Source organism: Tessaracoccus massiliensis (assembly GCF_000826065.2).
Lineage (GTDB): Bacteria > Actinomycetota > Actinomycetes > Propionibacteriales > Propionibacteriaceae > Arachnia > Arachnia massiliensis_A.
Window position 1 is genome coordinate 983,934 of record NZ_LN623543.1, and the last position, 14,679, is coordinate 998,612.

General features: G+C 68.8%; 13 protein-coding genes and 3 tRNA genes. 4 read left to right on the forward strand and 12 right to left on the reverse strand.

Translation table 11 applies throughout. The features are described from left to right. Window positions 1-95: 95 nt before the first annotated feature. The 3 genes from BN1186_RS15130 to BN1186_RS15140 all read right to left on the reverse strand — a co-directional run bounded on the left by BN1186_RS15130 (window position 96) and on the right by BN1186_RS15140 (window position 5,700). Window positions 96-1,547 (reverse strand): DEAD/DEAH box helicase, encoded by a 1,452-nt coding sequence (locus tag BN1186_RS15130; RefSeq protein ID WP_040284739.1) that lies wholly within the window; start codon window positions 1,545-1,547, stop codon window positions 96-98. A gap of 552 nt (window positions 1,548-2,099) precedes the next feature. After that, window positions 2,100-3,917 (reverse strand): ABC transporter ATP-binding protein, encoded by a 1,818-nt coding sequence (locus BN1186_RS15135; protein ID WP_040284740.1) that lies wholly within the window; start codon window positions 3,915-3,917, stop codon window positions 2,100-2,102. Further along, window positions 3,907-5,700 (reverse strand): ABC transporter ATP-binding protein, encoded by a 1,794-nt coding sequence (locus tag BN1186_RS15140; RefSeq protein WP_246043327.1) that lies wholly within the window; start codon window positions 5,698-5,700, stop codon window positions 3,907-3,909. The genes BN1186_RS15135 and BN1186_RS15140 overlap by 11 nt, the downstream gene beginning before the upstream one ends. Window positions 5,701-5,759: 59 nt before the next feature. Here BN1186_RS15140 and BN1186_RS15145 point away from each other — a divergent pair, with 59 nt between their 5' ends. Both BN1186_RS15145 and BN1186_RS15150 read left to right on the forward strand, forming a co-directional pair. Next, on the forward strand, window positions 5,760-6,950 hold the full coding sequence (locus tag BN1186_RS15145; RefSeq protein ID WP_040284741.1) for an anaerobic sulfatase maturase: 1,191 nt from the start codon (window positions 5,760-5,762) through the stop codon (window positions 6,948-6,950). 11 nt (window positions 6,951-6,961) lie between these two features. Then, the gene (locus tag BN1186_RS15150; protein WP_040284742.1) at window positions 6,962-8,131 is read left to right on the forward strand and encodes a M20 metallopeptidase family protein; all 1,170 of its coding nucleotides are present in this window, start codon (window positions 6,962-6,964) and stop codon (window positions 8,129-8,131) included. A 154-nt stretch (window positions 8,132-8,285) separates the two neighbouring features. Here BN1186_RS15150 and BN1186_RS15155 read toward each other — a convergent pair whose 3' ends face one another. From BN1186_RS15155 to BN1186_RS15185, 7 genes are all read right to left on the reverse strand, one after another. After that, window positions 8,286-9,344, reverse strand: a complete 1,059-nt coding sequence (locus tag BN1186_RS15155; RefSeq protein WP_052460238.1) for a glucosaminidase domain-containing protein — start codon at window positions 9,342-9,344, stop codon at window positions 8,286-8,288. Next, the gene (locus BN1186_RS15160; protein ID WP_040284743.1) at window positions 9,344-10,459 is read right to left on the reverse strand and encodes a UDP-N-acetylmuramate dehydrogenase; all 1,116 of its coding nucleotides are present in this window, start codon (window positions 10,457-10,459) and stop codon (window positions 9,344-9,346) included. The genes BN1186_RS15155 and BN1186_RS15160 overlap by 1 nt, the downstream gene beginning before the upstream one ends. Continuing rightward, the gene (locus BN1186_RS15165) at window positions 10,452-10,859 is read right to left on the reverse strand and encodes a MaoC/PaaZ C-terminal domain-containing protein (RefSeq protein WP_040284744.1); all 408 of its coding nucleotides are present in this window, start codon (window positions 10,857-10,859) and stop codon (window positions 10,452-10,454) included. The genes BN1186_RS15160 and BN1186_RS15165 overlap by 8 nt, the downstream gene beginning before the upstream one ends. Further along, complete coding sequence (locus BN1186_RS15170; RefSeq protein ID WP_040284745.1) at window positions 10,852-11,283, reverse strand: FAS1-like dehydratase domain-containing protein; 432 nt, start codon at window positions 11,281-11,283, stop codon at window positions 10,852-10,854. The genes BN1186_RS15165 and BN1186_RS15170 overlap by 8 nt, the downstream gene beginning before the upstream one ends. A gap of 87 nt (window positions 11,284-11,370) precedes the next feature. Continuing rightward, window positions 11,371-11,541 carry a 50S ribosomal protein L33 gene (gene rpmG / locus BN1186_RS15175; protein WP_040284746.1) on the reverse strand — a complete coding sequence of 57 codons (171 nt, stop codon included), beginning with the start codon at window positions 11,539-11,541 and terminating at the stop codon, window positions 11,371-11,373. A gap of 35 nt (window positions 11,542-11,576) precedes the next feature. After that, window positions 11,577-11,652, reverse strand: a tRNA-Met gene (locus tag BN1186_RS15180). A gap of 36 nt (window positions 11,653-11,688) precedes the next feature. Beyond that, window positions 11,689-11,761, reverse strand: a tRNA-Thr gene (locus BN1186_RS15185). 51 nt (window positions 11,762-11,812) lie between these two features. Between BN1186_RS15185 and putP the strand changes: the two genes are divergently transcribed. Then, on the forward strand, window positions 11,813-13,186 hold the full coding sequence (gene putP, locus BN1186_RS15190) for a sodium/proline symporter PutP (protein WP_052460239.1): 1,374 nt from the start codon (window positions 11,813-11,815) through the stop codon (window positions 13,184-13,186). On the opposite strand, the gene deoD is transcribed toward putP, so the two are convergent. Both deoD and BN1186_RS15200 read right to left on the reverse strand, forming a co-directional pair. Beyond that, on the reverse strand, window positions 13,187-13,897 hold the full coding sequence (deoD, locus tag BN1186_RS15195) for a purine-nucleoside phosphorylase (RefSeq protein WP_040284747.1): 711 nt from the start codon (window positions 13,895-13,897) through the stop codon (window positions 13,187-13,189). A 90-nt stretch (window positions 13,898-13,987) separates the two neighbouring features. Then, window positions 13,988-14,069: transfer RNA gene (locus BN1186_RS15200), tRNA-Tyr, on the reverse strand. A gap of 113 nt (window positions 14,070-14,182) precedes the next feature. Between BN1186_RS15200 and BN1186_RS15205 the strand changes: the two genes are divergently transcribed. Continuing rightward, window positions 14,183-14,674 (forward strand): YajQ family cyclic di-GMP-binding protein, encoded by a 492-nt coding sequence (locus BN1186_RS15205; RefSeq protein WP_040284748.1) that lies wholly within the window; start codon window positions 14,183-14,185, stop codon window positions 14,672-14,674. The last annotated feature ends 5 nt before the right edge of the window (window positions 14,675-14,679 follow it).

The following is a 14,679-nucleotide window of genomic DNA, read 5'->3' on the forward strand; positions in this document are numbered from 1 at the left end:
TGTCGAAACCGCCAGGCGTACAAGCAGGCTGCTGGGAATCTCACCCGGTTTCGACACGATCGCGCTGCTCGCAAGCGATCGGCTCAACCAGCCAATCAGCGGCGGCCGCGGCGGCCGGTGCTCGCGGAGAACGCGGCCACTCCCCCGCTGCTGGCGGGAGCGGCACCCTGTCCGCCCCGACGCTGGGCCTGGGCGGGGCGCCCGGAGCGAGACTCGCTGCGGGTGCCGCTGCGCTGCCCACGCGGCTGGTCGCCGCCGCGGCGCGACTGCTCGCCGTTTCGAGGCGCGGAGCTGCGACGGCGTCCGCCGCCACCACGCGACGACTGCTGCTGTTGGGGTGCCGGCTTGACGATGCCGCCGGGAAACTCGCGCTCCCCGGGAGCGATCTCGTGCAGCACGGGGTGGCGGTCGTCGGCGCGGGTGATGGTGGGCTTGACACCCGCCTTGCGGGTGAGGTCGCGCACGTCGCCGCGCTGGGCGTCGAGCATGAGCGTCACGACGGTGCCCTCGGCCCCGGCGCGCGCGGTGCGGCCGGAGCGGTGCGTGTAGGCCTTGTGCTCGACCGGCGGATCGGCGTGGATGACCAGGCCCACGTCGTCGACGTGGATGCCGCGGGCGGCGACATCCGTGGCCACCAGAGTCTGGGCGGTGCCGGAGTGGAACGCGGCCATGGAGCGCTCGCGCGCGCTCTGGCTCATGTTGCCCTGCAGTTCGACGGCGGGCACGCCCGCGGCGTTGAGCTGCTTGGCGATCTTCTTGGCACGGTGCTTGGTGCGGGTGAACACCACGGTGCGGCCGGGGGCCGCGGTGAGGTTGACCAGCACGGGCAGGTGCTGCTCGGTGCTGACGTGCAGCACGTGGTGGTGCAGCGTGGGCACCGGCGATTCAGCGGAATCGGCCTCGTGGACCTTCGGCTGATGCAGGAACTGCTTGACGAGGGTGTCGACGGCCTTGTCCAGCGTCGCGGAGAACAGCATGCGCTGACCCGACGACGGGGTGGCCGACAGCAGGCGGCGCACCGAGGGCAGGAAGCCGAGGTCGGCCATGTGGTCGGCCTCGTCAAGGATGGTGATCTCGACGGCGTCCAAGGAGACGAAGCCCTGCTTCATGAGGTCCTCGAGGCGGCCGGGGCACGCGACGATCACGTCGACGCCCTTCGTGAGCGCGGTGACCTGCGGGCGCTGGTTGACGCCGCCGAAGATGGTGCGGGAGGTGAGCCCGGCCGTGACGGCCAGCGGCGCGAGCGCCTCGTCGATCTGGTTGGCCAGCTCCCGGGTGGGCACCAGGACCAGCGCGCGGGGGCGCTTGGGTGTCCGGCGGGTGCCGCTCTCCGCGAGGCGGGCGACCATCGGCAGCAGGAACGCGTACGTCTTGCCGGAGCCGGTGCGGCCGCGGCCGAGCACGTCGCGGCCTGCGAGTGAATCAGGCAGCGTGGCGGCCTGGATGGGGGTGGGGGTGGTGATGCTGCGCTCTTCGAGGACGGCCGCGAGAGTTGCGGGCACGCCGAGCGCGCTGAAGGACTGTGAGGTCAAAGTGGTTCTTCCCATGAGGGGCGATGCTGCGGTTCTGCCCGGCGCAAACTTTCCAGTTCGCAGCGCGATGGCATCTGAAAATAAAGATCAAAGGGGCTCGGAGCAGAACATCCGAACGCTGGGAACCACTCTACCGGCTATTGGCACAGAGTCGTTAATCGGTCCCTGAGCGTGGCCCCGCGACGAAGGAGCCAGCTGACGACGCTCAGGGACCGAATCTGCCGGCCAAAGGTGAAGGAGTCGCCGGGGTCGGGGGGACACCACCGCCGGTTTCGGGACCGACCCCCAACAAGCAGAAACCTTGAAGCCGAGGGTGGGGGATGAAGGACGCGAGTTTCGAGTCCACGCCGAGAGGTGGCAGCCGAACGTCGCCGACTAGGCGCACGGGTAACACTCGCGTCCTTCTTCCCCCATCCTCGGCGGAACGCAGCCGCGGTGGAACAGGTGGCGAACAAGCTGCGGGGCCCTTCGTCGTGACCGGCTCGTTCCTCGCGGGGCACGCTCAGGGACCGGATAGGCTGCAGCGGTTTCGACACCGCTCGCAGAACTCGCGGGCTCAACCAACGATCAAGCCAGGGAGGCGAGCCAGGCGGAGTGCAGATCGGCATAGCGCCCACCGCCGGCGATCAGGTCAGCCGGCGACCCGTCCTCGACGACCTCGCCGTGGCTCAGCACCAACGCCCGGTCGGCGACCTCCACCGTGGAGAGGCGGTGCGCGATGATGATGGCAGTGCGGTCCGCCAGGATGGTCGACAGCGCGGCCTGCACCAGCCGCTCGGTGGGGATGTCCAGCGAGCTGGTGGCCTCGTCGAGGATCAACACCCGCGGATCCGCGAGCACCACGCGGGCGAAGGCGACGAGCTGGCGCTGGCCCGCGGAGAGGCGGGAGCCGCGCTTGCCGGTGTCGGTGTCGAAGCCGTCGGGCATCTCCTCGATGAAGGTGTGGGCGCCGACGGCGCGCGCGGCCGCCACCACCTCGTCGCGGCTCGCCCCGGGGCGGCCGAAGCGGATGTTGTCGGCGATCGAGCCGGCGAAGATGAAGTTCTCCTGCGTCAGCAGCGTCACGTGCCGGCGGAGGGTCTCGTCGTCGAGGTCGCGCAGGTCAACACCGTCGAGCCGCACGGCGCCGGCCTGCGGGTCGTAGAACCGGGCGATGAGCTTGGCGATGGTGGTCTTGCCCGCGCCGGTGGTACCCACCAGGGCCACGGTCTGCCCCGCGGGGATGTGCAGATCCAGGGCAGGCAGTACCGGCACCCCGTCGACGTACTCGAAGGTGACGGCGTCGAACCCGACCTCTCCGCTGGCCTCCGTCAGCGCGACGGGGTGCTCCGGGTCCGAGACCACGTCGTCCTCCTCCATCACGCTGGAGACCTTCTCCAGCGCGGTCAGCGCTGATTGGAGCGTCGAGATGAACTGGCTGAGGTCCTGCATGGGGTCGAAGAACATCCGTAGGTACAGCACGAACGCGGCCATGGTGCCGACGCTGACGTCCCCGCCGACGGCGAGGTAGCCGCCCGCGAGCACCACCAGCACGATGCCGAGGTTGCCGATGAACTGGATGCCGGGCATCGCGCGGGCGAAGATGCGCATGGCGCGCACGTTGGCGTCGCGGTACGACAGCGCCACATCCTGGAAGATCTCGGCGGCGCGGGGCTCGCGGCGGAAGGCCTGCACGGCCTTGATGCCGGTCATGGTCTCGATGAACTGGACGATCACGATGGCCGACTGCGTGCGCACGGCGCGGAAGGCGCGCGTGGAGGCGCGGGCGAACCAGCGCATCAGCAGCAGCAACGGCGGATAGCTGAGGAACGCCACCAGCGCCAGGCGCCAGTCGAGCGACAACATGATCACGCTGGCCCCGACGATGGTCAGCACGCCGATCACCACCACGTCGAGGCCCTGGAGCACGAGTTCCTGCACGGCCTCGACGTCGCTGGTCATGCGGGAGACTGCGCGCCCTGTCGTGTAGCGGTCGTGGAAGCCCACGCTGAGGCGCTGGAACTTCTTGTAGAGCCGGCGACGCAGGTCCAGCAGGATGGCGTTGCCGATGCGGCCGGAGCGGCGCAGGAACGTGACGCGGGCGGCGACCTGCACCACGATCGCCAGCGCCATCAACCCCAGCGCGGGGTACAGCACGTTGCGGTCGGTGAGCCCGTCGTCGAGCACGTTGCGCACCAGCACCGGCACCACGAGGCGCGACACGGCATCCGCCACCACCACGCCGATGAGGATCAGGAGCCAGGTGCGCCAGGGGCGGATCAGCGCTGCGAGCAGGCGGCGCGAAGGCGCGCGGAGGCCGACGGTGGTGTCACGCTCCTCGTCGATCTCCTGCTTGACGCCACGCCAGGCGAGCCTCTGGTCCTCGGGCTGCTCGTCAGCGCTCATCTCCGTCACCTCCCATCGCGATGGAGTAGTCGGCCGACAGCAGTTCGCGGTACTCGGGCACGGTGGCCAGCAACTCGGCGTGGGTGCCGGTGTGCGCGATGCGGCCCTCCACGAGCATGGCGACCCTGTCGGCCAGCAACACGGTGGAGGCGCGGTGCGCCACCACAAGGCCGGTCACGCCCACCAGGGTGGATTTGAGGGCCTCCTCCACCTCCGCCTCGGTGTGGATGTCGAGGGCGCTGAGGGTGTCGTCGAGCACCAGTACGCGCGGCCGCACCAGGATGGCGCGGGCCAGCGCCAGGCGCTGCCGCTGGCCGCCGGAGAGGCTCAGCCCCTGCTCACCGAGGCGGGTGTCGAGGCCCCAGGGCAGGTCGTAGACGAACTCGGCGCGGGCGACCCGCACGGCCTCCTCGATGTCCTCCTCCGAGGCGTCCGGCCGGCCCAGCGTGAGGTTCTCCCGCGCGGACATGGAAAACAGGATGGGGTCCTCGAACGCGGTGCCGATGAGGCTGCGCAGTTGCCGGAGATCCAGGTCGCGCAGGTCGACGCCGTCGAGGAGGATCTGGCCGCCGGTGACGTCCACCAGCCGCGGGATGAGCGAGACCAGCGTGGACTTGCCGGAGCCTGTGCCGCCCACCAAGGCGACAGTTTCGCCGGGCGCGATGTCCAGGTTGAGGTCGCTGAGCGTGGGCTCGTCGGCATCGGCGAACTGGAAGGTGACGCCGCGCAGTTGCAGGTGGCCGCGGGGCTCGTCGATGCGCTTGTCGCCGCTGACGATGGTCACCGGCGCGTCGAACACCTCGCTGACGCGGTCTGCGGCCGTGGCGGCCTCGCGGGCGAAGGACAGCAGGAAGCCGAGGCTGCCCACCGGCCACGCCAGCGACAGCAGGAGGGTCACGAAGGTGACGGCTGCACCCAGGCTCATGCCAGCCGTGGTCACGCCGTAGCTGACGCCGAACAGCACGATCAGCAGCAGCACCGAGGGGAACACCTCGAGCAGCGTCCAGAGGACGGCGGCCAGGTTCATCCGCTTCACGCCGCTGTCGGCCAGTGCGGTGGCCCGCTCGTCGAACGTCTCATAGGCGTAGCGGCTGCGGCCGAAGGAGCGGATGACGCGCACTCCGTGCAGCGACTCCTCCGCGGCCGAGGCGACGTCGCCGGTCTGGTCCTGCACCTGGCGCGAGATGCGTCCGAAGCGGCCCATCAGCGCGAACACCGCGATCACGACGGGGATCACCGCGATCAGCACGGCCAGGCCCACCTGCCACAGGGTGATCACCATGATGGCCACCACCACGACGATGTGCAGCGAGCTCATGGCGAGCATCACCAGCCCGAAGGACATGAAGCGGCGCAGCAGGCCGAGGTCGCTCATGATGCGGCTGAGCAGCTGGCCGGACTCCCAGGACTTGTGGAAGCCCAGAGGCAGCCGCTGCAACTGCTCGAACAGGTCCAGCCGGATGTTGGCCTCGATGTGCGAGGTGGCGCGCGACATGATCCAGCGCCGCACAAAGCTCATCAGGGCCTCGAACGCGCCCACTCCCAGCAGGGCCAGCGCGAACCAGAGCACGCCGGGGATGCTGCCCTCCCGGATGGGGCCATCGACGACGGCGCCGAGCAGGAGGGGGATGGACACGCTGGCCGCAACCTGGAGCGGCGCCAGCGCGAACGAAGTGATGAACTGCGGCGCGAACGGCCTGATGTAGGGCAGGAAGCGCAGCACGTTGGGTCGCTTCGGGTGCGGCGGGGCCATGGCATAGCGACGGGACCTGGCTGGAAGCACCGGGCCACCCTACCCCCTCGCCGCATGGTCTCCGGTCGCCCAGCTTGTAGGGTTGGGTGATGCGCCCCCTTCCGTTCTCCGTCATCACCAAGCCGACGGGTGCCGCGTGCAACCTCGACTGCACGTACTGCTTCTTCCTGTCGAAGGAACTGCTCTACGACGAGGCCGGGCAGCGCATGTCGCTGGAGACCCTCGAGAGCTATATCCGCGAGTACCTTGCCGCCCAGCCCGACGGCGACGTCGACCTGGCCTGGCAGGGCGGCGAGCCGACGATGCGCGGCCTCGACTTCTTCCGCACCGCTGTGGAACTCACCGCCAAGTACAAGCGCCCGGGCCAGCGCGTGCAGCAGGCGATGCAGACCAACGGCACGCTGCTCAACGACGAGTGGTGCGAGTTCCTCGCCGAGGAGAACTTCCTCGTCGGGCTGTCCATCGACGGGCCCGAGGAACTGCACGACTCCTACCGCGTGAACAAGGCCGGGCGCGGCACCCACGCCCAGGTGATCCGCGGCTGGGAATTCCTGCGTAAGCACAACGTCGAGACCAACATCCTGTGCACCGTCAACTCCGCCAACCACGACGACGGCGCGGAGGTGTACCGCTACTTCCGCGACGTTCTGGGCGCGACCTTCCTGCAGTTCATCCCCATCGTGGAACGGGCCGGCTATGAGGCGCCGGACGGCAAGAGGCTCCTCTACCTCCAGCAGGGCAACCAGGTCACCGAGCGCTCCGTCAGCCCGAAGCAGTGGGGCCGGTTCCTGAACGAGATCTTCAACGAATGGGTGCGCACGGATGTCGGGAAGGTCTACGTGCAGCACTTCGACGTGATGCTCGCCGCCCGCTTCGGCCAGTACTCGCTGTGCGTGCATGCACCTGAATGCGGCACCGCACTGGCCGTCGAGCACAACGGCGACGTCTACAGCTGCGACCACTTCGTGGAGCCCGCCTACAAGCTGGGCAACCTCACCGAGGGCGGGTTCCAGAAGTACCTGCGCACGCCGGAGCAGATCGAGTTCGGCCGCTCCAAGCGCACCGCGCTGACCGAGCAGTGCCGCCGCTGCCCCGTGCGCTGGGCCTGCCACGGCGGCTGCCCGAAGGACCGCTTCGCCACCTCCGTCGACGGCGAGCCCGGCCAGAACTACCTGTGCGAGGGCTACTACGACTTCTTCACCCACGCCGCGCCCACCATTGAGCAGATGGCGCAGTTGCTGCGGAGCGGACGCCCTCCCGCGGAGGTCATGGAGCGGTAGCCTGAGCGGCTATGAGCGCCCCACTACTCCACGCGCTGAAGGCAGGCATCGACGCGGTACTGCCGGATGCTGCCGCGCTCCGGCGGGCCATCCACGTCGATCCGCAGCTCAGCGGCGAGGAGGGCCCCACCCGGGACCTCCTCACCCGGTCCCTCAACTGGATGGATTGGTCCCCCGCCGCAGGTACCGGCGCCTGGGCGCGGATAGGGCCTGACGGGGCCGCCGTCGGGCTGCGCGCAGAGTTGGACGCGCTGCCGGTGATCGAGGCCACCGGCGTGGAGTGGGAGTCGCGGCGCGAAGGGGTGGCGCACGCGTGCGGTCACGACGTCCACATGGCCGCGCTGTGGGCGGTGCTCACCGCTGCGCGCCGGCTCGAGCTCCCCGTCGGGATGGTGCCGATCCTCCAGCCCCGCGAGGAGATCACCCCGCCAGGTGCTGGCGACGTGGTGCGCTCGGGGCTGCTCGACGAACAGAAGATCGAGGCGATGCTGGGCGTGCACGTCCAGCCACAGGTGGACCGCGGGATCGTCTCCACGGGCGCCGGCGCCGTCAACGCCGCCTACGACTCGTTCGAGATCGTGGTGCACGGCCGGCCCGGGCACGGCGCCTACCCGCACGTCGCCGTCGACCCCATCACCACGCTGGCCACCATCATCGGGGAACTGAGCAGCCTCCCCCAGCGCCTGGTCAGTCCCACCAACCCGACGGTGGTCTCGGTGGGGCAGATCACCGGCGGCACGGCGCACAACGTGATCGCCTCGGAGGCAAGCTGCCGGGGCTCCATCCGCACCTACTCAGAACCGGACCGCACCCGGCTGCACGAGGCCATCACCAGGATGGCAACGGCGGTGGCCGAGTCGCGGGGGGCTCAGGCCACCACCCGCTTCGTACGCGGCGGCCCCGCCCTGGTCAACGACCCCGGCCTCGTGCGACGCATGGATCCGCTCCTGCGGGAGATGGGCGTCACCGTGGCGGAGAACCCGTTCCGCTCCTGCGGGTCGGACGACTTCGCCGAGTACGGACATGCCGCAGCCTCCGTGATGTGCTTCGTGGGCACCGGCCGCGTCGACGGCGTGGGCCTGCACCACGGGGCGTTCCTGCCCGGCCGCGAGGCCCTCCAGCTCTGCGCGCACGCCTACGCCGCCGGCTACGTCGCCGCTGCGGGCCTCCTGGCCGGTTGACGCACGCCGTTGGTTGAGCCGGCTGCATCCGAGCTTGCCAGGATCGCAGTCGAGTCGAAACCGGCCACGCCTTCCTTGAAGCTGCTGCGGAGCTCGCCGGGTTTCGACACGATCGCGCTGCTCGTTCCTCGCAGACGATCGGCTCAACCAGCCGCTAGCCCAGGAGCCTCGCCCAGGTGGCGTAGCTGGTGTGGCCGCTCTGCTCGATGCGATGCAGCTTCTGGAAGGCATCCAATGCCTTGGTGGTCTCCGGGCCGAAGTTGCCGGTGACCGACACCGTCTGGCCCTTCAGCGTGAGGTGTCGCTGCAGCACGTACACGGCGGTGCCCTTGGCTCCGGTGGTCAGCTCGGGGAGGAGTTGCTGCCAGGTGGCCTCATTCATCTTCCCGGTGTCCTTCAGCTTCACGGAGCGCTGGAAGGCCCCCACCGCGCCGACGGTGCGTTCCCCGTAGATCCCGTCCACCTTGATCCCCGCGCCGTGCGTGTTGAGGAGTTCCTGCAGTGCCCGCACCGCGTCGCCGCGGCTGCCGCGGACAAGCTCAGGGAACATCGTGGTCGCGTCGACGGCGGTCATCGCCGGGGATGGGCCGGGGGCGGTCATGCCGTCGGGCACACCCGGGCCCTGGCCGCGCAGGTTGTACTGGTAGAGGTTGTGGTTGCGCATGATCCCGATGACGAGCTCGGCGTACTTCGGATCTGTGGCGTAGCCGCCCTTGCGCACCTCGGTGACGAACTGGTCCGGGTGATCGACGTACTGGAACGCCGGCGCGTAGCGGTTGGCGGTGGTGAGCAGGCGGGCGTAGTCACGCGTCGACTCGAGCCAGCTGGCATAGGTGCGGAACTCGTCGACGATGTAGTACTTCGTGCCGTCCGAACGGTACTCCGCCGTGCGCACGGGGACGCAGCCGGTCTGGTGGGGCGAGACCGTGGAGGTGCACTTGATGTTGAACAGGGTGTTGACCTGGTAGGTCTTCCCGTCGACGGTCATCTCGCCGGTCATCCTGGAGCTGCCCCAGCCGGATTCCAGCGCCGCCATACCGATGGTCACGGACGTGGGGATGCCGGTCTCCTTCTCCACCTGCTGGGCGTCACCCACGAGCTTGGCGATGAACTCGGATGCGGGCGTGCCGGTGGCCTCCTGCGGCCGCTGCAGCAGCGGTATGGCCGCGACGGCCAGCACGAGCGCCACCGCCGCCAGTTTCACCCAGCGCATCAGTTCGCCTCCGGCAGGCTCACGCCGATCAGGTTGACCTCCGGCACCAGACGGATGCCGAAGCGCTGTTCCACGCCGTCGCGCACCTCGGTGGCCAACGCCACGAGATCCGACGCGGTGGCCCGCCCGCGGTTGGTCAGAGCCAGGACGTGCTTGGTGGACAGCCTGGCCTCGCCGTCGCCGTGACCCTTCGCGAAGCCCGCGTGCTGGATGAGCCATGCGGCGCTGGTCTTGATCCGGCCCTCCGCATCCGGGAAGCGCGGCGCGTCCTCGGGCAGCACGGCGGCCGCCTCTGCGTCGAGGATGGGGTTGGTGAAGAAGGACCCGGCGCTCCAGGAATCGTGATCAGCCGCGTCGAGCACCATACCCTTGCCCCGGCGGATGGCCAGCACCGTCTCGCGGACGCGGGCGGACTCGACGCGCTTGCCCGGCACGGTCTCGAGCCGGTTGGCGAGCTCCGGGTAGGCGATGGGGGTGCCCAGGGAGCCGAGCTGGAACTGGAAGCCCACCTCGAGGACGAGGTAGCGGCCGGGCTCGCGCTTGAAGCGGGAGGTGCGGTAGCCGAAGCCGCAGTCCGACAGCGGGAAGGTGCGCTGCGTGCGGTCCTGCCGGTCCCAGGTGCGCACCGAGACGATGGTCTGCGAGACGTCCGAGCCGTAGGCCCCGACGTTCTGGATGGGGGTCGCGCCCACGCTACCGGGGATGCCCGAGAGCGTCTCGATGCCGATCCATTCCTGCTCGACGGCGTGCGCCACGAACGTGTCCCAGTTCTCGCCGGCGGCAACCCGCACGGCCGCTCCCCCGCAGCTGGACACGTCGGCGTCGATCCCGGTGGTGCCGACCCGCACCACGGTGCCGCGGAAGCCGTCGTCGCTGACCAACAGGTTGGAGCCGCCGCCCAGCACGAGGACGGGCTCGCCGCGCTCGTCGCAGTCGGTCACCACATCGATCAGTTCACGCTCTGTGCGCGCCACGACGAAACGGTCCGCCTCGCCGCCCACGCGCAGGGTGGTGTGCCGGGCCAGGACGGGCGAATCGGCGATCTCGGGGCCGTCGGTGTCGACGGAGACGCGCTCGAGGCTGCAGGCCTCCCCCACTCCTTCGAGCTCAATCAAGACGGACCTCGGCTCGCGCGGCGCCCAGCACGGCGTCGTCGCCGCAGGTGGCGGTGATGGCCAGCTTGGCCACCCCGTCGGCGACCTCGGTGACCTTGGCCGTGTAGACCACCTCGGTGCCCTCGTCGGTGTCCGGCACCACGACGGGGCGGGTGAAGCGCACGAAGTAACTCAGCACCTTGGCGGGGTCGCCGATCCAGTCGGTGACGACCTTCAGCCCTGCACCCATCGTCCACATGCCGTGCGCGACGACGCCGGGCAGGCCGATGGCCTGAGCGTGCCGGTCAGAGAAGTGGATCTCGTTGAAATCCGTGGACGCGCCGCAGTAGCGCACCACGGTGGAGCGGGTCACGGGGACACGGAGCTCGGGCAGTTCGGTGCCGACGGTGGGCTCACTCATCGCCTGCCTCCTCCGGGCGGGTGTGCATCAGGGTGGAGCGGGCCTCACAGACGGCCTCGCCGTCGACCGTGAGGTCGGCCAGCACAGTGATCATCTCCAGCGGACCCCGGTTGCGGACCTTCTCGATGCTCAGTTCGGCGACCACCGCGTCGCCGGGGCGCAGCGGGCGGCGGAAGGTGAAGTTCTGATCCGTGTGCATGGTGCGGTTGAGGGCCAGGCCGAGCTCCGCGTCGTCGAACAACGCGCCCCAGGCCTGCGCCGCGATGACGGCCGCGAAGGTGGGCGGCGCGATGGGATCAGCGCCGGTGTAGGCGGGGTTGTCGTCCCGCACCGCCCAGGCGAACTCGGCGATCTTGGCGCGGCTGACCACGTACGGCGGGGCGGCCGGATAGCGGCGGCCCACGTGTTCGGCGGAAATCGGCATGGCGACGATGCTACCCCGAGCCACGAGAAAGGCCGCCTCGGAGTGAGGCGGCCCTTGAGGCTCTCGTTGCGGCTCAGCGGGTGCTGATCAGCGGGTCTCGCGGTGCGTCTGGTGCGTGCGGCAACGCGGGCAGAACTTCTTGAGGTCGAGACGATCCGGCGTGTTACGACGGTTCTTCTTCGTCACGTAGTTGCGCTCCTTGCACTCGGTGCAGGCGAGCGTGATGATCGGACGGACGTCCCCGGACTTCTTGGCCATGATCTTCCTTAGCTTGCGCTTGTGTTGACTCTCAGTGGTGACGAGGGCGGGAATCGAACCCGCGACACAGCGATTATGAGCCGCTTGCTCTACCGACTGAGCTACCCCGTCAGGAGTTCTCGCCCTGGTGGAGCAGGGCAAGAACAGAGCCCCCAAGCGGAATCGAACCGCTGACCTTCTCCTTACCATGGAGACGCTCTACCGACTGAGCTATAGGGGCTAGCCGACGACCAAATATAGACCACAGATTTCCCAGAGCACAAATCGGGGTGTGGCGCCCACCGTCGCGGCGTTGTCCGCAGGCGCCTCCGACATGTCCGGCTGGCTGATGATGGGCCTGCCCGGAGCGCTATACGCGGCGGGCCTGTTCCAGGCCTGGATCGCGATCGGCCTGACCATCGGCGCGTGGCTCAACTGGCTGCTGGTCGCGCCGCGCCTGCGCAGCTACACCGAGGTCGCGGGCAACTCCATCACGATCCCGTCGTTCTTCCAGAACCGGTTCAAGCACAACTCGCGCGTCATGCGGATCGCCGCCGGCGCGATCATCCTGGTGTTCTTCACCTTCTACGTCTCCTCCATGATGGTGGCAGCGGGCAAGTTCATGGAGTCAACGTTCAACCAGCCCTACCTGGTGGGCATGCTCGCCGTCTCCGCCGTCGTGGTCATCTACACCCTGTTCGGCGGCTTCCTCGGCGCCAGCTACACCGACGTGGCCCAAGGCACGCTGATGCTGCTGGCACTGCTCGTGGTGCCCGTCGTCGCACTGTTCGCCGTGGGTGGCTTCGACGACGTGATCGAGGGCATCCGCGCCGTCGAGGCCGTGGATGGTCAGGCTCGCTTGAGCCTCACCGCCGGCGGCACACTCGTCGGCGGAATCTCCGCCGCCGCATGGGGGCTCGGCTACTTCGGGCAGCCGCACATCATCGTGCGCTTCATGGCCATCCGCTCGGCCCGTGAGACCAAGGTCGCCCGGCGCATCGGCATCGCCTGGATGATCCTGGGGCTGCTCGGCGCCTGCGCCTCCGCCCTCGTCGGCATCGCCTACTTCAACCAGCACCCCAACGATTTCGTGACCAACGACTCGGAGCAGGTTTTCCTGGTGCTCTCCTCGGAGATGTTCCACCCGTTCCTCGCCGGCCTGGTGCTCGCCTCCGTCCTGGCGGCCATCATGTCCACGCTGTCGTCGCAGCTGATCGTGTGCTCGTCGGCGGTCATCGAGGACCTGTACAAGCTCTTCACGAAGCGCTCGCTGACCAAGCGCCAGGAGGTCATCGCCGGTCGGCTGGGCGTCCTCATCGTCTCCGTCGTGGCCATCCTGCTGGCCCTCAACGACGAGAACCCGGCGGTGCTCGCCCTGGTCGCGTTCGCGTGGGCGGGCTTCGGCGCCAGCTTCGGCCCGACGATTATCCTGAGCCTGTTCTGGAGGCGCCTCACCTCGCAGGGCGCGCTGTGGGGCATGGTCAGCGGCGCCGTCGTGGCGTTCATCTGGGGCCAGACACCGGCGCTGAGCGGCATGCTCTACGAGATCGTGCCCGGCTTCCTGGCCAACCTCATCGTGGCCGTGGCCGTGTCGCTGGCGACGGCTCCCCCGTCGGCCGCGGTGGTCGCGGAGTTCGAGGAAGCCGTCGCGGCGTCGAAGGCCTGATCAGGCGTTGAGGCCGGCCACCGCGGCTTGGAGCGAATCGGCGAACATCGTCTCGCGCTCCTCCGCGGTGAGGTCGGCAGAGCCGTCCTTGAGGTGGTCCGAGACGGTCAACACGGTGAGGGCCTCCTTGCCGTGCGCGGCTGCGCAGGCGTACAGGCCCGCGGCTTCCATCTCCACGCCGAGCGTGCCCAGGCGGTCGAGCGCGGGGACGATGTCGGTGCGTGCCGAGTAGAAGAAGTCGCTGCTGTAGACGGATCCGACGTGCACCGTGCGGCCGGTGCCGCGGGCCTGCTCGACGGCGGCACGCAGCATGTCGTAGCTGGCGGCCGGCGCCAGGGTGAGACCCGGCACGTCGATGGTGGCCACCGCGGAGTTGGTGTGCGCCGAGACGGCCACGATGACGTCCTTGACCTTGACCTTCGACGAGATGCCACCGCAGGTGCCGACGCGGCAGATCCGTTCCACGCCGTACTGCGAGAACAACTCGGTGGCGTAGATGGACAGCGAGGGGATGCCCATGCCGGAGGCCATCGCCGTCATCGGGACGCCGTCGAACGTGCCGGTCCAGGCGCCGATGCCACGCACGTCGGAGACGAGCTTGACGCCGTCCATGTACTCCTTCGCGATGCGCTCGGCGCGCTTCGGGTCGCCGGGCATGAGGACGAGGGGGGCGATGTCGCCGGGTTCGGCGGCGATGTGGGGGGTGGCCATCGTCGGGCACCTTTCCGTTGGGGGCTACGGGCACAGACTATGTCCCTGACATGATCAAGGCCCCGAATCAATCCGATTCGGGGCCTTGAGTGGCAGGTGTTGGATTCGAACCAACGTAGGCTACGCCGACGGTTTTACAGACCGCTCCCTTTGGCCACTCGGGCAACCTGCCGTTGCCGGGAACTCCCAGCGACGCACAACTGTAGCAGCAGGAATCCACTGGCGGCAAAGCGGTCGCACTAAGGTTGGCTGCACATGTGATACCCGCACCACACAGGAGAAGTCATGGCTGCAGATAGCTCGTTCGACGTCGTCAGCAAGGTGGACCGCCAGGAGGTCGACAACGCCCTCAACCAGGCCGCCAAGGAGGTGGGCCAGCGCTTCGACTTCAAGGGCGTCGACGCGAAGATCGCATGGTCCGGCGAGTTCATCGAGATGGAGGCCAACTCCGAGGAACGCGTCAAGGCCGTGCTGGATGTGTTCCAGACGAAGCTGCTGCGTCGCGGCATCAGCCTCAAGGCCCTCGACGCCGGCGAGCCCCGCGTCAGCGGCAAGCTGTGGAAGATCACGGCGAGCACCAAGCAGGGCATCAAGCAGGAGGACGCGAAGAAGATCTCCAAGCTGATCCGCGACGAGGGGCCCAAGGGCGTCAAGACCCAGATCCAGGGCGACGAGCTGCGCATCTCGTCGAAGAAGCGCGACGACCTCCAAGCGGTCCAGAAGATGATCAAGGAGGCGGACTACGACTTCGCCGTCCAGTTCGTCAACTACCGTTGAGCCGT